This is a genomic window from Rhodococcus sp. 14C212 (assembly GCF_011058195.1).
GTDB classification, from domain to species: domain Bacteria; phylum Actinomycetota; class Actinomycetes; order Mycobacteriales; family Mycobacteriaceae; genus Rhodococcus; species Rhodococcus aetherivorans.
The window spans coordinates 17,293-40,673 of sequence record NZ_JAALEH010000034.1; the positions used below are offsets into that span (position 1 = coordinate 17,293).

The 23,381-nt window shown below is 71.1% G+C and carries 21 protein-coding genes and 1 pseudogene; 13 read left to right on the top strand and 9 right to left on the bottom strand.

From position 1 onward, the window contains the following. Positions 1-47: 47 nt before the first annotated feature. The 4 genes and pseudogenes from G6038_RS16205 to G6038_RS16220 all read left to right on the top strand — a co-directional run bounded on the left by G6038_RS16205 (position 48) and on the right by G6038_RS16220 (position 3,129). Complete coding sequence (locus G6038_RS16205; RefSeq protein WP_206024844.1) at positions 48-377, top strand: antibiotic biosynthesis monooxygenase; 330 nt, start codon at positions 48-50, stop codon at positions 375-377. Positions 378-508: 131 nt separating this feature from the next. Further along, positions 509-1,370, top strand: a pseudogene (locus tag G6038_RS16210) (ABC transporter substrate-binding protein). Between the two features lie 14 nt (positions 1,371-1,384). Beyond that, complete coding sequence (locus tag G6038_RS16215) at positions 1,385-2,371, top strand: amino acid ABC transporter permease (protein ID WP_165038858.1); 987 nt, start codon at positions 1,385-1,387, stop codon at positions 2,369-2,371. Beyond that, on the top strand, positions 2,368-3,129 hold the full coding sequence (locus G6038_RS16220) for an amino acid ABC transporter ATP-binding protein (RefSeq protein WP_165038859.1): 762 nt from the start codon (positions 2,368-2,370) through the stop codon (positions 3,127-3,129). The genes G6038_RS16215 and G6038_RS16220 overlap by 4 nt, the downstream gene beginning before the upstream one ends. 15 nt (positions 3,130-3,144) lie before the next feature. Here G6038_RS16220 and G6038_RS16225 read toward each other — a convergent pair whose 3' ends face one another. The 3 genes from G6038_RS16225 to G6038_RS16235 all read right to left on the bottom strand — a co-directional run bounded on the left by G6038_RS16225 (position 3,145) and on the right by G6038_RS16235 (position 7,663). Beyond that, the gene (locus G6038_RS16225) at positions 3,145-5,940 is read right to left on the bottom strand and encodes an AMP-binding protein (RefSeq protein WP_165038860.1); all 2,796 of its coding nucleotides are present in this window, start codon (positions 5,938-5,940) and stop codon (positions 3,145-3,147) included. 96 nt (positions 5,941-6,036) lie between these two features. Then, a complete protein-coding gene (locus G6038_RS16230) occupies positions 6,037-6,738 on the bottom strand; it encodes a TMEM175 family protein (protein WP_165038861.1) in 702 nt (233 codons plus the stop codon). A 76-nt stretch (positions 6,739-6,814) separates the two neighbouring features. After that, complete coding sequence (locus G6038_RS16235; RefSeq protein WP_165038862.1) at positions 6,815-7,663, bottom strand: class I SAM-dependent methyltransferase; 849 nt, start codon at positions 7,661-7,663, stop codon at positions 6,815-6,817. 220 nt (positions 7,664-7,883) lie between these two features. Here G6038_RS16235 and rpsA point away from each other — a divergent pair, with 220 nt between their 5' ends. Continuing rightward, positions 7,884-9,347: a 30S ribosomal protein S1 gene (gene rpsA / locus G6038_RS16240; RefSeq protein ID WP_165038863.1), complete on the top strand. Its 1,464-nt coding sequence runs from the start codon at positions 7,884-7,886 to the stop codon at positions 9,345-9,347. Positions 9,348-9,514: 167 nt separating this feature from the next. Here the strand turns inward: rpsA and G6038_RS16245 are convergent, their stop codons facing one another. Continuing rightward, positions 9,515-9,730 (bottom strand): hypothetical protein, encoded by a 216-nt coding sequence (locus tag G6038_RS16245; RefSeq protein WP_165038864.1) that lies wholly within the window; start codon positions 9,728-9,730, stop codon positions 9,515-9,517. A gap of 216 nt (positions 9,731-9,946) precedes the next feature. On the opposite strand from G6038_RS16245, the gene coaE reads away from it, so the two are divergent. Further along, entirely contained in the window at positions 9,947-11,164 is a 1,218-nt protein-coding gene (gene coaE / locus G6038_RS16250; RefSeq protein ID WP_165038865.1) for a dephospho-CoA kinase, read from the top strand. 25 nt (positions 11,165-11,189) lie between these two features. On the opposite strand, the gene G6038_RS16255 is transcribed toward coaE, so the two are convergent. Then, positions 11,190-11,702 carry a DUF402 domain-containing protein gene (locus G6038_RS16255; protein ID WP_165038866.1) on the bottom strand — a complete coding sequence of 171 codons (513 nt, stop codon included), beginning with the start codon at positions 11,700-11,702 and terminating at the stop codon, positions 11,190-11,192. 49 nt (positions 11,703-11,751) lie between these two features. Continuing rightward, on the bottom strand, positions 11,752-12,345 hold the full coding sequence (locus G6038_RS16260; protein WP_165038867.1) for a DUF3267 domain-containing protein: 594 nt from the start codon (positions 12,343-12,345) through the stop codon (positions 11,752-11,754). Positions 12,346-12,576: 231 nt separating this feature from the next. Here G6038_RS16260 and uvrB point away from each other — a divergent pair, with 231 nt between their 5' ends. The 3 genes from uvrB (at position 12,577) to G6038_RS16275 (ending at position 16,235) form a co-directional block, all read left to right on the top strand. Beyond that, entirely contained in the window at positions 12,577-14,730 is a 2,154-nt protein-coding gene (gene uvrB, locus G6038_RS16265) for an excinuclease ABC subunit UvrB (protein ID WP_165038868.1), read from the top strand. Positions 14,731-14,740: 10 nt separating this feature from the next. Continuing rightward, positions 14,741-15,613, top strand: coding sequence for a hypothetical protein (locus tag G6038_RS16270; protein WP_165038869.1), 873 nt, complete (start codon positions 14,741-14,743; stop codon positions 15,611-15,613). A gap of 169 nt (positions 15,614-15,782) precedes the next feature. Then, complete coding sequence (locus G6038_RS16275) at positions 15,783-16,235, top strand: universal stress protein (RefSeq protein ID WP_100056598.1); 453 nt, start codon at positions 15,783-15,785, stop codon at positions 16,233-16,235. Between the two features lie 8 nt (positions 16,236-16,243). Here G6038_RS16275 and G6038_RS16280 read toward each other — a convergent pair whose 3' ends face one another. The 3 genes from G6038_RS16280 to G6038_RS16290 form a co-directional block, all read right to left on the bottom strand. Beyond that, entirely contained in the window at positions 16,244-16,657 is a 414-nt protein-coding gene (locus G6038_RS16280; protein ID WP_346772834.1) for a DUF732 domain-containing protein, read from the bottom strand. A gap of 94 nt (positions 16,658-16,751) precedes the next feature. Then, the gene (locus G6038_RS16285; protein ID WP_165038890.1) at positions 16,752-18,992 is read right to left on the bottom strand and encodes an ATP-binding domain-containing protein; all 2,241 of its coding nucleotides are present in this window, start codon (positions 18,990-18,992) and stop codon (positions 16,752-16,754) included. A gap of 171 nt (positions 18,993-19,163) precedes the next feature. Beyond that, positions 19,164-20,210: a DoxX family protein gene (locus G6038_RS16290; RefSeq protein WP_165038870.1), complete on the bottom strand. Its 1,047-nt coding sequence runs from the start codon at positions 20,208-20,210 to the stop codon at positions 19,164-19,166. Between the two features lie 116 nt (positions 20,211-20,326). Here G6038_RS16290 and G6038_RS16295 point away from each other — a divergent pair, with 116 nt between their 5' ends. From G6038_RS16295 to G6038_RS16305, 4 genes are all read left to right on the top strand, one after another. Then, the gene (locus tag G6038_RS16295) at positions 20,327-20,728 is read left to right on the top strand and encodes a hypothetical protein (protein ID WP_240918530.1); all 402 of its coding nucleotides are present in this window, start codon (positions 20,327-20,329) and stop codon (positions 20,726-20,728) included. Then, a complete protein-coding gene (locus tag G6038_RS31895) occupies positions 20,725-20,853 on the top strand; it encodes a hypothetical protein (RefSeq protein ID WP_276613855.1) in 129 nt (42 codons plus the stop codon). The genes G6038_RS16295 and G6038_RS31895 overlap by 4 nt, the downstream gene beginning before the upstream one ends. Before the next feature lie 129 nt (positions 20,854-20,982). Next, positions 20,983-21,342 carry a metalloregulator ArsR/SmtB family transcription factor gene (locus G6038_RS16300; protein WP_165038891.1) on the top strand — a complete coding sequence of 120 codons (360 nt, stop codon included), beginning with the start codon at positions 20,983-20,985 and terminating at the stop codon, positions 21,340-21,342. Between the two features lie 82 nt (positions 21,343-21,424). After that, entirely contained in the window at positions 21,425-23,227 is a 1,803-nt protein-coding gene (locus tag G6038_RS16305) for a SulP family inorganic anion transporter (RefSeq protein WP_165038871.1), read from the top strand. The last annotated feature ends 154 nt before the right edge of the window (positions 23,228-23,381 follow it).

Below are 23,381 nucleotides of genomic sequence, written 5' to 3' on the forward strand. Positions count from 1 at the left end.
GCGCAGCTCTTGACCTCGAGTCGGCTCGAGGTCCTACCGTGGCCGCCATGACGACCGAGATCCTGCGCATCGACAAGTTCTCCGTTCCCGCGGCCGCACGGGAGGCCTTCCTCGCCGCGGTCCACGAGACACACCGCGAGCTGCGCACCCGGCCCGGGTTCCGTGGCGACGACGTCGTCGAACTGTGCTCCGGCCCGAGCGAATACAACATCGTCACCGTGGTGCGCTGGGCGGACCACTCGGCACTGCAGCGGGCGCGGGCGGCCCTGCAGGAGAGCCACGCACGTCGGGGGTTCGACCCGGCCGCGTTCCGGCTCGGGCTCGGTGTCATCGCCGACGTCGGCAACTACGTACCGGTCGCCGCCGGCGACCGGTAGGCAGATGCGGCCGGCGACACCGAGGGCGTCCGGGCCGGATTCCGTAATCCGGGCCCGCCGATGGATACTGTGCGGTTGTGGACGAACCAGCACCTACCGGACCGGCCGGCCGCCGACGCCTCGTCGCGGGGCTGCTCGGGACGTTGCTGACGGCCGCGGTCCTGTCCGGCTGCGTCGTCAACACCGAGTCGACCGTGCCGCCCGGCGAACCCGTCGGCGCCGAACGGGTCGATGCGATCGCCGACCGGCTCCCGGCGCCCGTCGCGGCGACCGGCGAGCTGAAGGTGGGCGTCAACGTGCCGTACGCCCCGAACGAATTCAAGGACGACGACGGGCGCATCGTCGGTTTCGCGGTCGAACTCGTCGACGCCGTCGGTGACGTCCTCGGCGTCCGCCCGGTATTCAGCGAATCCGACTTCGACCGCATCATCCCCGCAGTCCAGGCCGGCACGTTCGACATGGGATCGTCCTCGTTCACCGACACCGAGGAACGCGAACAGTCCGTCGACTTCGTCACCTACTACAGCGCCGGCGTGCAATGGGCCCAGCGCGTCGGCGACGACGTCGACCCCGACAACGCGTGCGGGTTGCGGGTCGCGGTGCAGACCACCACCTACGAGGACATCGACGAGGTGCCCGCCAAGAGCGAGGCGTGCGTCGCCGCCGGCAAACCACCGATCGACAATCAAGTACGACAGTCAGGACGAGGCCACCAACGCCCTCATCCTCGGCCGCGTCGACGCCCTCTCGGCCGACTCGCCGATCACCGCGTACGCGATCGCCCGTAGCGACGGCCGGCTCGAAACCGCCGGAGCCGTGTTCGACGCCGCCCCTTACGGCTTCGTCGTCGCGAAGGGCTCGCCCCTCGGACCCGTGCTGCAGCAGGCGATGCAGCACCTCATCGACTCCGGCGTCTACGCGCGCATCGCGCAGCGGTGGGGCATGGAAGAAGGAACCATCGACACCGCGCAGATCAACGCGGCGACGAGCTGAGCGAAAGAGGTGCGATGAGCGACCGCCCGACATCCGTCACCGGACCGGAACCGCAGACCGAACCGGAAACCATCAAGGCCGTGCCGCTGCGCCGGCCCGGCCGCTGGATCGCCGGCATCGTCGTCGCCGTGCTGCTGGCGCTGTTCCTCTACGGCGCCGCCACCAACGAGGCGTACCGCTGGGACGTGTACGCGCAGTACCTGTTCGACCGCCGCATCACCGAGGCGGCCTGGAAGACCGTGCAGCTGACCGTGCTGGCGATGCTGCTCGCCGTGCTCCTCGGCGTGCTGCTCGCGGTCATGCGCCTGTCGCCGAACCCGGTGCTCAAGACCGTCTCGTGGGGGTACCTGTGGATCTTCCGCGGCACCCCCGTCTACGTGCAGCTGGTGTTCTGGGGCCTGTTCCCCTCGATCTACAAGCAGCTCGACCTCGGCATCCCGTTCGTGCACCAGTTCGTGCACATCGATCTGCAGGGCATCAACGCCGCCTTCCTGTTCGCCGTGATCGGCCTCGGGCTGAACGAGGCCGCCTACATGGCCGAGATCGTGCGCGCCGGGATCGGCTCGGTCCCCGAAGGCCAGACGGAGGCCTCGGTGGCGCTCGGCATGTCGTGGTCGCAGACCATCCGCCGCACCGTCCTGCCGCAGGCGATGCGGGTGATCATTCCGCCGACGGGCAACGAGCTCATCAGCATGCTCAAGACCACCTCGCTGGTCGCGGCGGTGCCGTACAGCCTCGAGCTCTACGGCCGCGCCCGGGACATCTCCGGCGCCAATTTCCAGCCCATCCCGCTGCTGCTGGTCGCCGCCACGTGGTACCTGGCCATCACGAGCCTGCTCATGGTGGGCCAGTACTTCCTGGAACGGCACTACTCGAAGGGCCTGAGCCGCCAGCTCACCGCGCGGCAGTTGCAGGCTCTCGCCGACGCGCAGGGCAAGCCCGTCCCCGTCGAGCCCGGCGCGGCGCAGGCACCCGACATCCCCGGAGGAGAACGCCGATGACACCGATGGTCCAGGCCGACCGGGTCTACAAGAGCTACGGTGCCCTGCGGGTGCTCAACGGCATGTCGCTCGAGGTGCCCGACGGCACCGTCGCATGCCTGATCGGGCCCTCCGGATCCGGTAAGTCCACCTTCCTGCGCTGCATCAACCACCTCGAGAACATCGACGCCGGCCGCCTGCACGTCGACGGCCATTTCGTCGGCTACGCCGAACGCGGGGGCAAGCTCTACGAGCTGAGCCCGCGCGCGGCGGCCAGGCAGCGCCGCGAGATCGGCATGGTGTTCCAGCACTTCAACCTGTTCCCGCACCGCACGGCTCTCGAGAACGTCATCGAGGCGCCGATGCTGGTGAAGAAGATGCGCCGCGCCGACGCCGTCGCGCTGGGGCGGGAACTGCTCGACAAGGTCGGGCTCGCGGCCAAGGCCGACGCCTACCCGGCCCAGCTCTCCGGCGGCCAGCAGCAGCGCGTGGCCATCGCCCGTGCCCTGGCCATGGAGCCGAAGCTCATGCTCTTCGACGAGCCCACCTCCGCCCTGGACCCCGAACTCGTCGGAGAGGTCCTCGCGGTGATGCGGGACCTCGCCGCCGGCGGGATGACGATGATGGTGGTCACCCACGAGATGGGCTTCGCCCGCGAGGTCGCCGACCAACTGGTGTTCATGGACGGCGGCGTGGTCGTCGAAGCCGGTGCCCCCCGGGAACTGCTGCGCAATCCGCAGCACGAACGAACCCAGTCGTTCCTGTCCAAGCTGCTCTAGCGATCGGGCCCCCGCTCAGCGGCCGCTGTCGGGCTCTCCGCAGTGTTCGGCGATCACGGCCCGCGCTGCGCGTTCCAGCGTGACGGCCGCGTCCCAGCCGTCTCCGGACGGGAGGATCGGCTCGCCGACGACGAGACGGACCGCTCCGCGGTGGATGATCCTGCCGTGATCGGGCCACATCATCGCGCGGGTGCCGGTGATCGCGACGGGGACCACGGGAAGACCCGCCCGCGCGGCGATCACGAACGCACCCAGGTGGAAGGACCGGAGCCCGGGCACCGGCGACAACGCGCCTTCCGGGAACACCACCAGGCGGCCCCCGGCGCGTGCCTCCTCGACCAGCCGATCGGCGTCGGCCACGCTCTGCTCACGTTCGGTCCGTTCGACGAACCGCGTACCGATCCGCCGCAGGAGGAAACCGATGAACGGCTTGCGCTCGAAGACCTCCCCGGCGACGAACGTGTAGCGGCCCGGCAAGATCGTCGACAACGCGATTCCGTCGAGGAAGCTGGCGTGGTTGGCGACCACCACGCAGATCGGCAGCCGCACGAGATGCTCGGCCCCGTGCGCGGTCACCGGGGTCCGGGTCAGACGGGCGAGAGCGCGGGCGGCCCTGCGCGCGGCCGCGCGGCGCGCAGGGAGGCGGGGCAGCACCGCCAGGGCGATCAGGGTCGGCAGTCCGACGGCGAGGACCATCGACCAGCACCACAGGGCGAACACCCCGGTCCGGACGAGCTGCGCCGCACGCCGCAGGCTCGGGATCGCGCCGCGGACCGCGAAGCGAGTCAGCTGCCACCACACCGGCCGGGGACGGGCCCGCACGTCGCCCTGCTCGTAGCGTTGCCGGGTGGCGGAGCGCCGGATCTTGCCGCTCGAGGTCTTGCGCACCGTTCCGGGCGGGGCGAGCACGATGTCGTCCGGCGGTGTTCCGAGCAGATCCACGGCGACCCCGACGATGCGCTCCCGGAGCCGGTCCAGGGTGGCTGCCTCGCTCTCGCGCGTCTCGGCCAGCACGACCAGGCGTTCGGTGCCGTAGGTCTGCGCGGAGGTCGCGAAGACCGCCACGCAGCCCTTCCGGAGTCCCGGAATCTCGCCCACCGCCCGCTCGAGCTCCTCTGGGTGCAGATTGCGGCCCGCGCGGATGACGAGGTCCTTGAGGCGGCCGGTGACGTAGAGTTCGCCGTCGTCGAGATAGCCGAGGTCGCCCGTGTCGAGCCAGCCGTGCCGGGACAGCGCCTTGGTCGCGTGCGGGTTGCGGAAGTACCCCGCGGTGGCCGAGGGGCCGCGGAACTCGATCCGGCCCTCGCGCCGGTCGCCGAGCGCGTTCGCAGCCGAGTCGACCACCCGGACCCGGTGATCCGGGATCGGCCGACCACAGGCGACGAAGCGCAGCGGGTTCGGGTCGTCGTCGGCGGCGGGGGCCGCCCGGCCGGTGCGCAGGAAACGTTCGCGGGCGACCGAATCGATCACCGGTCCCCGTCCCACGGGCGGGAAGGTGAGGCCGACACATGCTTCGGCCAGTCCGTAGACCGGGGCCAGGGACTCGCGGCGGAGTCCGTAGGCGGCGAACCGCTCTCCGAACCGGATCACGGTGTCCGCGTTCACGGCTTCGGCACCGTTGAACAGCATGCGCAGCGAGCCGAGGTCGAGCCCGTCGAGGTCGGCGTCGGTGATTCTGCGCAGGCACAGCTCGTAGGCGAAGTTCGGAGCCGCCGACAGGGTGCCGCGGTGGGTGTGGATCGCCCACAGCCACTGCGCCGGACGGGCGAGGAACTCCAGCGGGGACATCACCGCCAGCGGCACCCCGAAGTACAGGCCGGACAACCAGGCGCCGATCAGGCCCATGTCGTGGTAGAGGGGCAGCCAGCTGACGAAGACGTCGGAGGTGGAGACCTCGGCTGCCTTGCCCATCGCACGGATGTTGGCGAGCAGGTTCGCGTGGGTCAGGGTCACGCCCTTGGGGTCGCCCGTGCTGCCGGAGGTGTACTGCAACAGGGCGATGTCGCCGGCGCCGCGCGGTGCGCCGGTCGCCTCCCCGCAGCCGGCCAGGTCGCCCGGGGTCAGGACATGGCGCACCGTCTCCACCTGGCCGCGCGTCAGCCGGGCCAGACGGGCGGCCTCCGGGTCGGTGACCAGCACACGGGCCCGTGCGTTGTCGAGAATGTGCACCTGCCGACGAAGGTGCTCGGCGAGTTGGGACGGACGCGCCGGCGGATAGACCGGTACCGGGACACCGCCGGCCAGGAGCACGCCGGTGAACGTGGTGAAGTAGTCCCGGCCCGTGGGGAGCATGAGGCCGACCGCGTCACCGGGCCGGAGATCGTGGGCGAGCAGGGCGGCGGACACGGTGGCGGCCGCGGAATGCAGCTCCCCGTAGCTGATCTCACTCTGGTGTCCCTCGACGAGAATGCGCAGGTGTACCCGATCCGGATGGGTGCGGGCGTGCCACGAGAGCGCCTCTGTCAGGGTCGCGGTCGCGTCCGGCGTCCGATCGGTGGGTGGGGGCGCGGCCCGTCGCGCGGACACCGGCCGGCGGCGCTCCCGCGCGGGTGCGTGGTGCACCGCCGTCAGGAGCTGACGCGGGGTGGCCACGGTGCCGAGCACCCCACGCTCCAGGCTCACCCCGAACGCATCCTCGACGCGGGCGATCAGCTCGGTGACCGCGAGACTGTCGAGCCCGAGATCACGATCGAAGACGCTGTCGAGCCGCGTGCCGGCCGCGCGATCGACCGTGTACCTCTCGGCCACCAGATCCCGGACCACCGCGAGCAGCACGATATCGTCCTGCCCCGAGGTCGCAGGCTCGCTCACGGTCGTCTCCCGTCTGTGGGAGGGACGGGTCGTCCTCCTGCCCAACATAGGCGGCCGCTCGGGCGATCAGAAGGGCCGAAGGCCCCGGGTGTCGGTTCACTCGGGCTCGGTGCCTGCTCGGTGTCGGTGCATCCGGAGAAGCCGGAACGGCTCGACGAGCAGAAGTACGGCCACCGCGAGGTAGAACGCCACCGCGAGCTGCGGCAGGAACGCTGCCAAGAGGGTCGATGCGGCCATGAGTACCGCCACCGACCACCGCTCCCGGGCCAGCGCCGGCAGTTCGGCCCGGCCCGCCTCGTCGGTCAGGTCGGCGTTGCGCACGGCGTAGGCGATCAGCACGTTGCTCATGAGCATCGCCAGGGTCAGGTTCAGCCCGAACGCCACCGTGGCCGGCCTTCGCGCCGCGTCGGACAGGTGGGTCGCCATCAGGCTGGTGGTGAACGGCAGGAAGGTCACGAACAGCAAGAGCAGCAGATTCAGGCGCAGGAAGACCCCGTCGGTCGCCCGCAGCACCCGGGTGAGGTTGCTGTGCTCGACCCACAGGCCACCGATGAAGGCGAAGCTGACCAGGTATCCCAGGAAGGAAGGCCACTCGGCGCGCAGGTCCTCGAGCAGCCGGGCTGCGGATTCGGGTACGTCCAGTTCGAGGACGAGCAGGGTGACGACGATCGCGAAGACGCCGTCGGAGAACGCGTCGAGCCGCGTGGTGGGCAGCAACCGGCCGCCGTGCCGCGACGGGTCGCGGTGATCGGCGCGGGGCGCTCGCGGTGCGCCGGAGTCGTCCTCGGCGGGCGTCACCCCACGACCATGACACAGGCGGGGACCGGGCAACGGCCGGACGGGTGATGGGGCCGGGCCGGCGGTCGCGGGCGGGTCAGTCCGGTTTGCGGCTGCAGAAGATCGCGGTGCCGGGGAACAGTTCCCCTCGCAGGGGGCTCCACTGGCCCCATTCGCGGTCGAGGCCCTCCGGCCATTCGGGTTCGACGATGTCGCGTACCTCGAGGCCGGCCGCGACGAGTTCTCGGACCCGGTCCCCGATGGTGCGGTGATGCTCGACGTAGGTGGGAACCCCGGTCTCGTCGACCTCCACGTACGGGGTGCGGTCGAAGTACGGCAGCATCGCGGTCAGTCCCCGCTCACCCGGGTCGTCGGGGAAGATCCAGCGGATCGGGTGGTTGACCGCGAACACCCAGATCCCGCCCGGGCGCAGCACCCGCGCGACCTCCCGCATGACCCGTGCCGAGTCAGCGACGAACGGCACTGCCCCGAACGCCGAGCACGCGATGTCGAAGCTCTCGTCCGCGAACGGCAGATCCTCCGCGCCGGCCTGCACGAGCGGTACCCGCGGCCCGCCGCGGTCCATCGCTGCCTGCCCGCGCGCGAGCATCCCCATGGAGATGTCCAGCCCCACCGCCCGGGCGCCGTGGCCGGCGAGCCAGCGGGCGCACGGCGCCGACCCGCAACCGACCTCGAGGACGTCCCGGCCGGACACGTCGCCGAGCAGGCGTACGTCGGCCTCGTGCAGGCCCTCCGGGCACCACACGAACTCGCCCTCCGCGGAGTCCACGCCGAGGAACTCGCCGTGGGTGCGGTGGTAGTCCGCGGCGTCCGCGTCCCACCAGGTGCGGCTCGCGTGCTCGCTGTCCCGCGTGCCGAGGCGGGCCCGACCTGCGCGGGTGGCTCCCAGGACGGACTGGGCGTGGGCGTGACGGTCGTCGGACATGTCGTTCAGCGTAGAGTCGCCGGCCCGCCGCGACCGGGCCGGGTTTGCCCAGCTAGCACCGGGACGCGTAGCCTGATGATCGCGAGTGTCCGCCCGTGGCCCGACAGGATCCGGCGCGGTCGCCCGCGGCGGAGTGTGCGTGGCGTTCGCGCGGCGCGCAATCCGCTTGTCCGACCGAACTTCATCAACCGACACCAACCCGTCCGGAGCAACTCAACACATGCCCTCCACCACCGTCACCTCGCCGCAGGTAGCCGTCAACGACATCGGCTCCGCCGAGGATTTCCTCGCCGCCATCGACGCCACGATCAAGTACTTCAACGATGGCGACATCGTGGAAGGCACCATCGTCAAGGTTGATCGCGACGAGGTGCTGCTCGACATCGGTTACAAGACCGAAGGCGTCATCCCGTCCCGCGAGCTCTCCATCAAGCACGACGTCGACCCCAACGAGGTCGTTTCCGTCGGCGACGAGGTCGAGGCCCTGGTTCTCACCAAGGAGGACAAGGAAGGCCGCCTGATCCTGTCGAAGAAGCGTGCGCAGTACGAGCGCGCGTGGGGCACGATCGAGGAGCTCAAGGAGAAGGACGAGGCCGTCAAGGGCACCGTCATCGAGGTCGTCAAGGGCGGCCTGATCCTCGACATCGGCCTGCGTGGCTTCCTGCCCGCGTCGCTCGTCGAGATGCGTCGCGTCCGCGATCTGCAGCCGTACGTCGGCAAGGAGATCGAGGCCAAGATCATCGAGCTCGACAAGAACCGCAACAACGTGGTCCTGTCGCGTCGCGCCTGGCTCGAGCAGACCCAGTCCGAGGTCCGCAGCGAGTTCCTGCACCAGCTCCAGAAGGGCCAGGTCCGCAAGGGCGTCGTGTCCTCCATCGTCAACTTCGGCGCGTTCGTCGATCTGGGCGGGGTCGACGGTCTGGTGCACGTCTCCGAGCTGTCCTGGAAGCACATCGACCACCCGTCCGAGGTCGTCGAGGTCGGCAACGAGGTCACGGTCGAGGTTCTCGACGTCGATCTCGACCGGGAGCGCGTGTCGCTCTCGCTCAAGGCCACCCAGGAAGACCCGTGGCGTCAGTTCGCCCGGACCCACGCGATCGGTCAGATCGTCCCGGGCAAGGTCACCAAGCTCGTTCCGTTCGGCGCGTTCGTCCGCGTCGAGGAGGGCATCGAGGGCCTGGTGCACATCTCCGAGCTGGCCGAGCGCCACGTGGAGGTTCCGGACCAGGTCGTGGCCGTGGGCGACGACGCGATGGTCAAGGTCATCGACATCGACCTGGAGCGTCGCCGCATCTCCCTGTCGCTGAAGCAGGCGAACGAGGACTACAACGCCGAGTTCGACCCGTCGAAGTACGGCATGGCCGACAGCTACGACGAGCAGGGCAACTACATCTTCCCCGAGGGCTTCGACCCCGAGACCAACGAATGGCTCGAGGGCTTCGAGAAGCAGCGTGAGGAGTGGGAGTCCCGCTACGCGGAGGCCGAGCGTCGCCACAAGATGCACACCGCTCAGATCGAGAAGATGGCCGCCGACGAGGCCGCCGAGGCTGCCGCGGGTGTCTCCGGCACCAACTACTCGTCGGAGACGGGTGCCGAGACCGGCACCTCCGAGACGACCGGTGGTTCGCTGGCCAGCGACGCGCAGCTCGCCGCGCTGCGCGAGAAGCTGTCCGGCAACGCCTGACACGTTCGATCGAGGGGCCCCGCACCGACCGGTGCGGGGCCCCTCGCGTTCTCCGGTCCGGTAGACAGCCCGTACCGGATATCGGTCCCCGGAAAAGGCCACGGCCCCGCTCCTCGAGGAGCGGGGCCGTGGCCTTCGGCGTCGCGCCGACCGGATGCCGGAGGTGCTCAGCTCACCGCGGCAGTGCCGGCCCACTGGGCCGGCAGTTCGGCGGCGCGTTTGCGGATCGCCGCCTGGCTGTGGCGGGCGTTGCTGAGCAGCATGGTGAACCAGTTACGCCGGTGTTCGGCGAGCGCGGCGGCGACCTCGGGGATGAGGATGCAGTGAACACCGTTCTCCATGCCGAGGCGATGCCGACCGGGCAGCTGAGGGGAGGATCGCATGCGGTGCCTTTTCGAGTGGGGCGGGTAATGACGATGGTCGGACGCTCGGACCGACGATATCCGACGCGCCGATGATACTGGGGCAGGCGAGGCGGGTGAGATGGGCGTGTTGCCGCCGAAATCCCAGGTCGCGACCAGTCCGTGACCCCGTTGTGACTGCAGTGTGACGACCGGCCGGTGTCCGGCACCCGGATCGGTGATGCGACACTGTTCGGCGTGCTGAGACTCGGACTGACCGGAGGCATCGGAGCGGGCAAATCCACCGTCTCCCACGAACTCGTGGCGCTGGGGGCGGTGCTCGTCGACGCGGACGCCATCGCCCGCGAAGTCGTCGCGCCGGGCACCGAGGGCCTGGCCGAACTCGCCGCGGCCTTCGGTGACGACATCCTGCTGCCCGACGGATCCCTGAACCGACCGGCGTTGGCCGCCAAGGCCTTTGCCAGCGACGAGGCGCGGGCGGTGCTCAACGCGATCACCCATCCCCGGGTGGGGGCGCGCACCGCCGAACTGGTCGCCGCGGCACCCGCCGACGCGATCGTCGTCCAGGACATCCCGCTCCTCGTCGAGGGTGGCATGGCGCCCGCGTTCCACCTCGTCGCCGTGGTACACACGGACGCCGACGAGCGCCTGCGCCGCCTGGTCGAACTGCGCGCGATGCCCGAGGGCGACGCGCGTGCCCGCATCGCCGCCCAGGCCACCGACGAACAGCGCCGCGCAGCCGCGGACGTCTGGCTGGACAACAACGGCGAGCGGGACGTCCTCGCGGCGGCCGTGCGCGCCCTGTGGACCGAGCGGCTCGTGCCGTTCGAGGCGAACCTGCGCGGTCGCACCCCCGTGCAGCCGGCGCCCGTGCTCGTCGACCCGAATCCGGACTGGCATCGGCAGGCGCAGCGGCTGATCGGCCGGCTGGCGATCGCCGCCGGGGGCGGTGCCCTGCGGATCGACCCCATCGGCTCGACCGCCGTGCCCGGACTGGCCGCCGTCGACGTGCTGGACCTCCAGATCACCGTGCCGGACCTCGCCGCAGCGGAGGCGCTCGAGGACCCTCTCGCCGTCGCCGGGTTCCCCCGCATCGCCCACGTCGACCACGACGATCCGCGGCCGTCGTACGGTGCCGGCGGCGAGACCGATCCGGCCGTGTGGGGTGCGCGCCTGCACGGCAGTGCCGACCCCGGTCGGCCCGCGTACGTGCACCTGCGGGTGCAGGGCTGGCCCGGACAGCGGTTCGCCCTGCTGCTGCGGGACTGGTTGCGCGCGAACCCCGAGGCCGTCGCCGAATACGCCGAGATCAAGCAGGCCGCGGCCCGTGATGCGGCCGCCCGGCACGACCCGGCCGAGGCCGCCGCCGTCTACGCCGGGGCGAAGGCCCCCTGGTTCGACGGCGCCTACACGCGTGCGTGGGAGTGGGCCGAGAAGACCGGCTGGTCGGCCTGATACCCGGACCGAGGCGCGGGCTCGCTCAGCGCCAGCTGAGCGGCATGGCCAGCGCGGCCAGCCAGGCATCGAGGTCGTGGCCGTGCGTGGCGATGCCGTCCACCGCCCGCAACGCCCGCTGCACCGCGCGCTCGGCGGTCCCCGGATCCAGCAGGCCCGCCGCCGTGGCGGCGAGCAGTTCGTCGACGTCCTCGACGGCGGTGTCGCGGCCGGTGCGCACCACGAGATCGAGGTAGTGGTCGCGCGAGTGCCACACGTCCCCTTCGCACCAGAACTCGCCGACGTCGACGTACCGGTCCTGGTCGCGTTCGAAACCGGGCCGGAAGTGGAAGATCGACGCGCGCAGGCCGAGGTCCGGCAGCAGCCACGACTCGAGATACCCGAACTGCGGGTGGTCGGCGGGCCGCGCCATGTACAGGCCCCACCGCTCGACCCGGTACACCTCCACCTCCCGCACGATGCCCTTCGGGTCGACGTTGGTGTGCGCGGCCACATCGAAGGTCTCGACCTTGACGTGGTGGAGTTTCGCCTCGGACATGGGCTGAACGTTACTGCGGTCCGGGCCGGCGAACCCGCCGGTACCGGACCTACCGGCCCGTCGACCCGGCCGGCACCACCGTCGTCGTCTCGTGCCCGTTGTCCTGCACGAGCGCGGAGGCGGGCAGCCGCCACAGCGCGCCGGCCTGGACGTAGTCGCCGGCCGACCCCGCGAAGTTCACCACCGTGACGACATAGACGGTGAGGACGAAGTCGACCGGCACGGTGAACAGCAAGGCCACCAGGACCGCGCCCCACAACGCCACGGGGGCGAGCGTGACGGTCACGGCCGCGTTCCGCGTGAGCCAGGCGTCGCTGCCTGTCGTGAGGAAGGGGAACCGCACCGCGTACCTCGGGCGCACGCCGGAGAGGATCCGGGAGACCAGGCCGTGGGTCAGTTCGTGCACCGCCAGGTAGCCGAGGCACGCCACGACGGTGACGGCGACCGTGGGCACCGTGCCCCACCCGCTCCGCAGCGGCAGGCCCAGGATCACTGCCGCGCCGAGAAGGACGGCGACGGTGAGGACGAGGACGATCCGCACGGCCGCGGCCGCCCGCCTGTCGTTCTTCAGGTCCAGCCGGGTGTGGACCCGGTAGTCCGGTGGGGGTGCCACCACGGATTTCGGGTCGTTGCGAGCGTTCACGTGTTCCCCCTGGATTTCGCGGTCTCCCGGCGGACGGTCCGACGAGAGCCGGCGGTGGACGGGCGGGCCGGTCCGGTCGATCATGCCCGGCGGATGCCCCCGTGTCCCTGCGGATGCCCCGTGTCCCTGCGGATGCCCCGTGTCCCTGCGGATGTCCCGTGTCCCGGCGGCCACGCACCGGGTCCCTGCCGCCGATCGGCATTGTCGGTGCCGCCGCCTACCCTGGTTCCCATGGCGTTCGCAAGCGAGCATCCCGTTGTCGCCCACTCCGAGTTCCGCCCCGTGGGGGAGATCGAACGGGCCGAGGGCCGGTTCGAGGTGGTCAGCGACCACAAACCTGCCGGGGATCAGCCGGCCGCGATCGACGAGCTCGAACGCCGCCTGCAGGCGGGGGAGAAGGACGTGGTGCTGCTCGGCGCCACGGGCACCGGCAAGTCGGCCACCACCGCGTGGCTGATCGAGCGGGTGCAACGCCCCACCCTGGTGATGGCGCCGAACAAGACCCTCGCCGCGCAGCTCGCCAACGAGCTGCGGGAGATGTTGCCGCACAACGCCGTCGAGTACTTCGTGTCGTACTACGACTACTACCAGCCCGAGGCGTACATCGCGCAGACCGACACGTACATCGAGAAGGACTCCTCGATCAACGACGACGTGGAACGGCTGCGGCACTCGGCCACCTCCGCGCTGCTCTCCCGGCGCGACGTCGTGGTGGTCGCGTCCGTGTCGTGCATCTACGGCCTGGGCACGCCGCAGTCCTACCTGGACCGCTCCATCGCGCTCGAGGTCGGAGTGGAGGTGCCCCGCGACGCCCTGCTGCGCCTGCTGGTGGACGTGCAGTACACCCGCAACGACATGGCGTTCACGCGCGGCTCGTTCCGGGTCAAGGGCGACACCGTCGACATCATCCCCGCGTACGAGGAACTCGCCGTGCGCATCGAGTTCTTCGGCGACGAGATCGACGCGCTCTACTACCTGCATCCCCTGACGGGGGACGTGGTGCGGAAGGTGGATTCGCTGCGGATCTTCCCCGCCACCCACTACGTCGCCGGGCCGGAACGGATGGAACGGGCCGTGACCGACATCGAGGCCGAACTCGAGGAACGTCTCGCCGACCTCGAGAACCGCGGCAAGCTGCTCGAGGCGCAGCGTCTGCGCATGCGCACCCAGTACGACCTCGAGATGATCCGCCAGGTCGGGTTCTGCTCCGGCATCGAGAACTACTCGAGGCACATCGACGGCCGTCCCGCCGGTTCCGCGCCGGCCACCTTGATCGACTACTTCCCGGAGGACTTCCTGCTGGTCATCGACGAGTCCCACGTCACCGTCCCGCAGATCGGCGCGATGTACGAGGGGGACATGTCGCGCAAGCGCAACCTCGTCGAGTTCGGGTTCCGGCTGCCCTCGGCTGTCGACAACCGCCCGTTGACCTGGGAGGAGTTCGCCGCGCGCATCGGCCAGACCGTGTACCTGTCGGCCACCCCCGGGCCCTACGAGCTCGGGCAGGCCGGCGGCGAGTTCGTCGAACAGGTCATCCGGCCGACCGGACTGGTGGACCCGAAGGTCGTCGTCAAGCCCACCAAGGGCCAGATCGACGACCTGGTACACGAGATCCGCGAGCGCGCCGAGCGGGACGAGCGGGTCCTCGTCACCACCCTCACCAAGAAGATGTCCGAGGATCTCACCGACTATCTGCTCGAGCTCGGCGTCCGGGTGCGCTACCTGCACTCCGACATCGACACCCTCCGGCGCGTCGAGCTGCTCCGGCAGCTGCGGCTCGGCGAGTACGACGTCCTCGTCGGCATCAACCTCCTCCGCGAGGGCCTCGACCTGCCCGAGGTCTCGCTCGTGGCGATCCTCGACGCCGACAAGGAGGGGTTCCTGCGCTCGACCACCAGCCTCATCCAGACCATCGGCCGCGCCGCCCGCAACGTCTCCGGCGAGGTCCACATGTACGCCGACAAGATCACCGACTCGATGGCGCGTGCCATCGAGGAGACCGAGCGGCGCCGCGAGAAGCAGATCGCGTACAACCGCGAGCACGGCATCGACCCGCAGCCGCTGCGCAAGAAGATCGCCGACATCCTCGACCAGGTCTACGAGGAGGCCGACGACACCGTGGAGGTCGGGGGCTCGGGACGCAACGCCTCCCGCGGCCGCCGCGCCCAGGGTGAATCCGGTCGCGCCGTGAGCGCCGGCGTCTACGAGGGCCGCGACGTGAAGTCCATGCCCCGCGCCGAACTCGCGGACCTCGTGCAGGAACTGACCGACCAGATGATGAACGCGGCCCGCGAGCTGCAGTTCGAACTGGCCGGGCGGTTGCGCGACGAGATCGCCGACCTGAAGAAGGAGCTGCGCGGGATGGACGCGGCAGGCCTCGCGTAGCGTCGGCGGCATGGACCCACAGTCTGCCGGCCGCATCGCCCGTGCCCTCGAACTGATCCACTCCGTCGGGTACTTCGCCCCCGAAGTCGACGCCGCGCTCGGCGACACCGGCCTCGAGGCCGGCCGGATGCGGTACTTCGCGGCGCGTTCCGCCGCGCTCGGCGCGGTCGGGGCGGGCGTCGTGACCGCCACCTTCTACAACTTCAGTCCCCGCCTCGTCGCGTCCGCGATCCCGGACGCCTGGCGGCTCGCCACCCCGGAGGCCGTCGTGGCCGCCCGGCTGCGCGGCATCGACGAGTCGCTGGCCCGAATCCTGGGGCCCGAGGTGCTGGACTCGCCGGAGATGCGTGAGGCGGCGGAACTCGCCGCGGGCGCCGCCCGGGCCGTCCCGGGACCGGAGGGCCGGCCGCTGTACGCGGGGCACGCCGACCTGCCGTGGCCGGACGCCCCCCACCTGATCCTGTGGCACGCGCTGACCCTGCTGCGCGAGTACCGCGGCGACGGGCACATCGCGGCATTGCAGACCGCCGGCCTGACCGGGATCGAGTCCCTCGTCACCCACACCGCCGCGGGTATCGGATTCAGCGAGGACTTCGCCCGCGCGCGCCGCGGCTGGAGCAGGGAGGAGTGGGCCGACGCGGAGTCGACGCTGCGCTCGCGCGGACTGCTCGACCGCTCCGGTGCGCTGACCGACGAGGGCTTCGAGGTCCGCGAACTCGTCGAGGACCTGACCGACGACCTCGCGGCGGCGCCGTGGGCGGCGCTGGGCGAAGCCAAGGCCGACCGGCTGACGGAACTCGCGCTGCCGTGGCGGGACGCCCTCGTGGAGTCCGGCGTGTTCCCCGCGCAGATGTTCGGCCCGCGTTACGGTGACGCACGGTAACGTCAACGGTCGTCAGTGGCGTCGAGCGCACGGCGGCGGGCCCTGTGGGATCCACCCCAAAGGCCGCCGACCCCGTCCGATCGGCCGCTACTGTCGACGCAGCAGTCGGAAGGGGGACGCAACGACGGTCGCCCGCCGGCGAAACCCGACCAATTTCATGGAGGAACGCATGAGCGCCTACCGGACCGTAGTCGTCGGAACCGACGGTTCCGAGTCGTCGTACCGCGCCGTCGAGAAGGCAGCAGCCCTCGCCGGCGACGCCGAGGCCCGCCTCGTCATCGCGTGCGCCTACTACCCGGTGGATCCGAAGGACAGCGCCCGCGCCGCCGACGTGCTCGGTGAGGACGCCTACCAGGTGACCGGATCGGCGCCCACCTACGACATCCTGCGCACCGCCCGGGAGAAGGCCCACGCAGCCGGTGCCACGAACGTCCTCGAACGGGCCGTCGTCGGGGCTCCCGTCGACTCGCTCCTCGAACTGGTCGACGAGGTGGAGGCGGACCTGCTCGTCGTGGGCAACCGGGGCCTGAACACCCTCACCGGCCGGTTGCTCGGCTCCGTACCCTCGGATCTGGCCCGCAAGTCGACCTCGGACGTGCTCATCGTGCACACCGTCCGCTGACGCGTCGATCAGCAGTAGGTCTCGCGGGCGGCACCCACGTAGAACCGGGCGGCGTCGTCGCCCTGCAACGCCGCCCGCGAGACGGACGCCGCGAAGGCCGCGACGGACCGGACCGAGCCGAGGATCTGCTCTTCCGGCAGGCCGGCGGCCAGCTGGGCACACGTCCCACGGACCAGTGCCACCAGCGTCTCGTCGGGCACCCCGGCGGCCAGCCCCACCTCGGCCAGTGCCTGCTTGAACCGCAGGGCCGGCCCGTCCAGCGCCTCCGGCTCGACCGGTGCGGCCGCCATCGGGACCGTGACCGGGACGGCGGCCGCGGAGTCCTCCGAGGCCGCGGTCCCCGTACAACCCGCGGTGGTGGCGAGGACCCCGAACCCTGCCAGGATGCGCGCCCAGCGCCCCCGAGCCCACACCGCTCTCACCGCCCCGCCTCCCGCTCCGACCGGTCGCACGTTCGCCCGCAACATACCGCCCGGCGGAACGGCGCAGGCGGTGACACGGCACATCGGTGACCCCTCACAGCCGGGCCGGCGCCACCAGCGCCGCCAGCGCCTCGGGCAGCTTTCCCGTGTGCAGCACCCCCAGCCGTTGGGTGGCGCGGGTGAGCGCCACGTACAGGTCGTTGAGCCCGCGAGGCGACTCCGCCACGATGGCGGTCGGCTCCACCAGCAGCACCGAATCGAATTCCAGTCCCTTGACGTCCTTCACGGTGGACACCCGCACCGAATCCGACCGGAGATGCGCCCACTGCGCCGCGAGGTCGTGCGGCACGATCACCGCCGTGAGGCCCGGGCCGTCCTCGGCTGCGAGGGCGCCGTGCACGGCTTCGAGGAGTCCGTCCGCGTCGACGTTCCGGACCCACGGCGCGAACCCGGACTCGCGCACCGAGCGGGGCGGCACCTGGTGCGGATCGATCTCGGCGAGGACCGCATGTGCGATCTCCATGATCTCCGCGGGTGTGCGGTAATTGACGGTCAGCTCGGCCTTCTTCCACCGGTTGGCCACGTACGGCTCCAGGATCCGCTGCCAGGACGAGCTGCCGGCCGGATCCCCGGTCTGCGCGGTGTCGCCGACCAGGGTCATCCAACGGTTCGGGATGCGCCGCATCAGCATCCGCCAGGCCATCTCGGACAGCTCCTGTGCCTCGTCGACGATCACGTGCCCGTACGCCCAGGTCCGGTCCCCGGCGGCCCGTTCGGCCGTGGTCTCGTGGCTCGAGCGGCTCTGTCGCTGCGCCAGCTGGTCGGCGTCGATCAGGTCGTACGCCATCAGGATCTCCGGATCCAGCTCGTCCTCGAGATCCTGCGGGGCCGACCCCGTCAGGATGTCCAGGGCGCCCTGCGCGTCGGCGATCTGCTTGCGCCACCGCCGCGCGGCACGCTCTCGCTCGGCGGCGTCGTCGACGCCGAGCAACTCGGCGAGTTCATCGAGCAGTGGTGCGTCCGCGGCGCTGAACACCCGCGTCGCCGAGGGGCGCAGCAGCAGCGCGCGCCGGTCCTCGTCGAGTTGCGGCGCCGCCGACGCGAGCCGCTCCCGGGACGCGAACAGCTCCGCGAGCACCTGCTGCGGGCTCAGCTGCGGCCACAGCGAGTCGATCGCCGCCGTGATGTCGCGGTCCGCCCGCATCTCGGCCCGGATGTCGTCGATGTCGTCCCGGCTCAACAGATTTCCGCCGTCGACCAGATTCGCGCCGATGATCGACGCGAGCTGGTCGGCGAGCGCGTCCACCACCGCGGAGACGAAGATCGGGCGAGCCAGGTTGTGCGGCCGGCGCGACGACCGGGCCCGGCCCCGCGCCCGCGTGACCGTCTTGCGGTCGAGGGCCAGCCGGTAGGTGTCGAAGACCAGGGGGATCGGCGTCGCCGGGATCTCCTGACGGTCCCGCACCGCCTTCTTCAGCACCTCGATCATGTCGAGCGAGCCCTTGATCGCGCCCGCCTCGAGGGAATCCTCGACGGTCGCGCGCACCCCCGGATACAGGTCACCGATCGTGGACAGCAACACGCCGGTCTCGCCGAGGGACGGCAGCACCTGCCCGATGTAGTCCAGGAACGTCGAGTTCGGACCGACGATGAGCACACCGCTCTTCGCGAGCTGCCGACGGTACGTGTACAGCAGGAACGCCGCCCGGTGCAGGGCCACCGCGGTCTTCCCGGTGCCCGGGCCGCCCTGGACGACGAGCACGCTCTTGTGCTCGGACCGGATGATCGCGTCCTGCTCGGCCTGGATCGTCGCGACGATGTCGTGCATCTGCCCGGTCCGCGCGGCGTTCAACGCGGCCAGCAGGGCCGACTCGCCGGCGACACCCCCCGCCGAAACGGTGGCGTCGTGCGCCCGGGCCGCGCCGAGATCGAGGTACTCGTCGTTGAGTGCGGTGATCGCGCGGCTCCGCGACCGGATGTGCCGGCGCCGCGTCACGCCCTCCGGCGCCGCCGGCGTCGCCAGATAGAACGGCCGTGCCAACGGCGCACGCCAGTCCAGCAGCAGCGGCTCGTAGTCGTTCGCCTCGTCGAGGATGCCGATGCGGCCGATGTACCGCACCTCGGCCCCGTCGCCGTCCTCGCCGTCGCGCACGTCGATCCGGCCGAAGCACAGCCCGTGCTCGGCGGCGTCGTATTTCGCGATGTCCTCCGTGTACAGCTGTGTGAAGGACTCCCGCTCGCTGCGGGCCTGCGGAGTGCCGCCGGTGTCGAGCAGCACCCGGCTCAGCCGGGTCTTGGCGTACGCCCGCATGGAGTCGAGGTGGCCGTACAGCATCGACAGGTAGTCCTGCTCACGCTCATGGTCGGGGTGGGACAGGCCATCGGCCGGCAAGGGGTCTCCTCGGGGTCGGACGGGCGGCGGGTGCGCCGCCACGAAGTGCCCAAGAAGTCTAGTGGCGGTCCCGCACCCGCGCAGAATCGCCGGGTGCGGGACCGTACCGTGCTGTCAGCGCTGCAACTGCAGGCGGGCGCGGGTGAGGGCCTCCTCGGCGCGGTGACGGGCCTGCTGGGCCAGCAACAGGGAACGCTCCTCCGCCGTCAGCGCCCGCTCGCGGGCGACCTTCGCCAGCTCCGGGCCGCGGTCGCGGGCCGTGCCCCACAGCAGCGCACTCCGTTCCCGGGCGACCTCGGCGAGTTCGGGTCCGCGTTCCTTGGCGACGTCGAGCAGTTCGGTGCCGCGTTCGCGGGCGACCTCGGCGAGCTCGGGTCCGCGTTCCTTGGCGACGTCGAGCAGTTCGGTGCCGCGTTCGCGGGCGACCTCGGCGAGCTCGGGTCCGCGTTCGCGGGCGACGCCCAGCAGGTGCGTGCCGCGTTCGCGGGCGACCTCGGCGAGCTCGGGTCCGCGTTCGCGGGCGACGCCCAGCAGGTGGCTTCCGCGTTCGCGGGCGGTGCCGGCCACCTCCGCCGCCTCCTCGGACAGGGCCCGGACCCGCTCGGCCGCCTTGTGCAGGCCCTCGGTGACCGCTTCGCCCGCGGCGTCGTCCTGATGCGGCAGGACGCCGGCGACGGCCACCTGGGCGCGCCGTGCGGCCCGCCGTCCGCGCCACCCCAACGACGGCTTGCCTTCGGTGTCCACCGCGGTGATGATCAGCCCGCCGAGCAGGCTGACGTTCTTGAGGAACTGGGTGCGCTGGATGGCCCGGGCCTCCGCATCCTCGACGTTCCAGAAGTCGTGGCCCGCCACCGTCGTGGGCACGAGCGTGGTGGCCAGGGCGAGAGCCGCGAGCCGCGGTGCCTTCCCGACCGCGAGCAGCGCACCCGCCCCGATCTGCACGGCGGCATTGATCCGCACGAGCGTCTCCGGATCGTTCGTGAGCTTCTCGCTCACCGTGCCGGGGAGCTTCTCCGTCACCGTGTCGGGCAGCATGCCCACCGCCCGGTCGAGTCCCGGCTGCGCTGCCGCCGCCTTGGTGGACGAGTCTCTCAGCGCGTCGATGCCTCCGGCGACGAAGACCGACGCGAGCATGGGGCGGGCAATTCTGCGGACAATCATGTGCTTCCTCCCGTGATCGGTGGCGGTTCCACCTTTGCACGCATACCCCGCCGCCCGGCGCGATATGCGCGTCCGGCCCGGATCACGCGCCGGACGATGCGCGCCGAGGTGGCACGATGTGCGGCGTGAACGGTGGGGGAGAAGCGACACGGGTCGGCGACATCGGTGGGGCCCGGGTGCGCGTGGTGCGGACGACGACATCGGTCCGGGTCGAGGCCACGATTCCGGTGCCGGCCGCGGCGCTGTTCGGGGTGATGCGGGACCCGCTGCGGCACAGTGAGATCGACGGCTCGGGCACGTTGCGCGTGCCCGCGGGGCAGTCCCCGATCACCGCCGTCGGACAGCGCTTCTCCGCGCAGGTGCACTTTCCCGGCCGCACGGCGTATCCGGTGGTCAACCACGTGGTGGCGTTCGAACCGGACAGGCTGCTGGCGTGGCTGCCGGCCGACCCGGACACGCCGCCGCTCGGCATCCGATGGGAGTGGTCCTTCACCGGGACCCCGGGGGCGCTGCGGTGAGCCAGACCTGCGACTGGTCTGCGGTGACCGACACCGCGTACCTGCGCCGCGTGCAGCTTCCGCGGGTCTCGTCCGAGCAGATGTCCGCGAGCCTCGCCCGGCTCGGGCGCGCGGCGCGTTCCTGAACCGCCCCGGGCGCCGACGATGCCGGAGTCCGGTGTGTTGCATGTCACGCACACCCCACCTCTTTGATTGCTAAACTACGCAAGTAGCAGCATCGCCCGCCGGCGGTGGCTCGGACGACGGGAACGGTGATGGTCGCGCAGGCGCGTCAGCCCCTCTATCGGATGAAGGCCGACTTCTTCAAGACGCTCGGACATCCGGCGCGCATCCGCGTCCTCGAGCTGCTCAGCGAGCGCGAGCATGCCGTCTCCGAGATGTTGCCCGAGGTGGGGATCGAACCCGCCAATCTCTCCCAGCAACTGGCGATCCTCCGCCGCGCAGGCCTGGTCACCGCGCGCCGGGAGGGGCTGTCGGTGACGTACGCGCTGACGTCGCCGCGGGTCGCGGAACTGCTGGGCGTCGCCCGCGCCATCCTCACGGGGGTCGTCGCCGGACAGGCGGAACTGCTCGAAGAGGACGTAGCCGAACCGGCGGGCCGAGTGCGCCGCTGAGCCGGTCGCGCACCGGGGCGCTTCGCGCGCATTGATTGCAGACTTTATTAAGTGCTTATTTATTGTTTGTGGTGGAGGCACGATGTCGATGTCGACAGAGCAGCATGATGCGGTGACCGGGCGCACGGAGGAAGAGGTGACGGGAGCCGGCCCCGTCCTGGCTCGCGCCGCGCGGTCGGTCGCCGCGCTGATGCCGCGCTGGGGCGAGTGGAAACCGGCCCTGCGTTCGCCCCGCGCCGATCTGACCGCCGGACTCGTCGTCGCCCTCGTCGCGTTGCCCCTCGCACTCGGCTTCGGCATCAGCTCCGGTCTGGGGGCCGCGGCGGGCCTCGCGACCGCCGTCGTCGCGGGTGTGGTCGCCGCCGTGTTCGGCGGCTCCCGCTTCCAGGTGTCGGGCCCGACCGGCGCGATGACCGTCGTCCTGGTGCCGATCTTCCACGAGCACGGCGCCTCCGGCGTCCTCGCGGTGGGACTCGTCGCCGGCGTCGTTCTTGTGGTTCTCGCCTTCGCCGGCATCGGCCGGGCGGTGCGCTTCATGCCCGCCCCGGTGATCGAGGGCTTCACCGCCGGGATCGCCGTCGTCATCGCCCTGCAGCAGGTCCCGGCCGCGCTCGGCATCGCCCACGCCGAGGGGGAGAAGGTGTGGCAGAGCGCGTTCGACGCCGTCCGGCAGTTCGTCGACCAGCCGTCCCTCCTGCCCACGGCCGTGGCGGTGCTTGTCGCGACGGCCATCCTGATCGGGGGCCGGTACCTGCCGAAGCTGCCGTTCTCGCTCGTCGCGGTGGTGGTGGCCACTGTCGTCGCGCAGCTGTTCCATCTGGACGTCACGCGGATCGGGTCCATCCCGTCCGGCTTCAGTGTCCCCAGCCTCGGATTCCTCGACCTCGGCGAGCTGACGTCGCTTCTCGCGCCGGCGCTCGCGGTGGCCGCGCTCGCGGCCCTCGAATCGCTGCTGTCCGCGACCGCCGCGGATTCGATGAGCGTCGGCACCCGGCACGACCCGGACCGGGAGTTGTTCGGGCAGGGCCTGGCCAACATCGCCGCCCCCCTGTTCGGCGGTGTTCCGGCCACGGGCGCGATTGCCCGGACGGCCGTCAACGTCCGCTCGGGGGCGCGGTCGCGGCTGTCCGCCCTCACCCACGCCGTCATCCTCGCCGGGATCGTCTACCTCGCCTCGCCGCTCGTCGCGCAGATCCCCCTTGCCGCGCTCGCCGGCGTTCTGCTCGCCACCACGGTGCGCATGGTCGAAACCGCCTCGATCGTCGCGATCACGCGGGCCAGCCGCGCGGATGCGATCGTCATGATGGTGACGTTCCTGGTCACCGTCGCCCTCGACCTCGTGACGGCGGTGGCGATCGGTGTCGGGTTCGCTGCGGTTCTCGCGCTGCGGGCGGTCGCCAAGTCCGCCCGGATCGAGCAGGTTCCCCTGGACGAGGAAGGGGATCACGCCGCCGAGGAACACGAGCTGCTGCGCGAGCACATCGTCGCGTACCGGATCGACGGCGCTCTGTTCTTCGCCGCGGCCCACCGGTTCCTGCTCGAGCTCGCCGACGTCACGGACGTCAAGGTCGTGATCCTGCGCATGTCCCGGGTGACGGCCATCGACGCCACCGGCGCCCTCGTCCTCAAGGACGCCATCACCAAGCTCGAGCACCGGCACATCACGGTCCTGATCTCCGGGGCCAGACCGGAGCACCTGCGGCCGCTGTCCGCGCTGGGCGTCTTCACCACCAAGGACAGTGAGGAGCGGCACGTCTTTGCGACCACGCCCCGAGCGATCGCCTACGCCCGCATGCTGGTGCTGCCGGAACACCGCTACGCCCCGGCCGCCGCCGGTTCCGAGGGGAAGCGGGCGGGAGATTCCGAAGCTCTTCCGGGCGAGTAGAATCGACGGTGTGACCGGCCCTCGTGGCAGCCTGGTTCTCCTCACCCGGTAACGCCAGGTGAGCACGGGGACCGGTCGCCTGCCGTCGGCGGGACCGGCGGGGCGCAGGTGGCCGGGGGCCGTGCGTGCCGCGGCTCGCCTCCCGGGGCCGCCC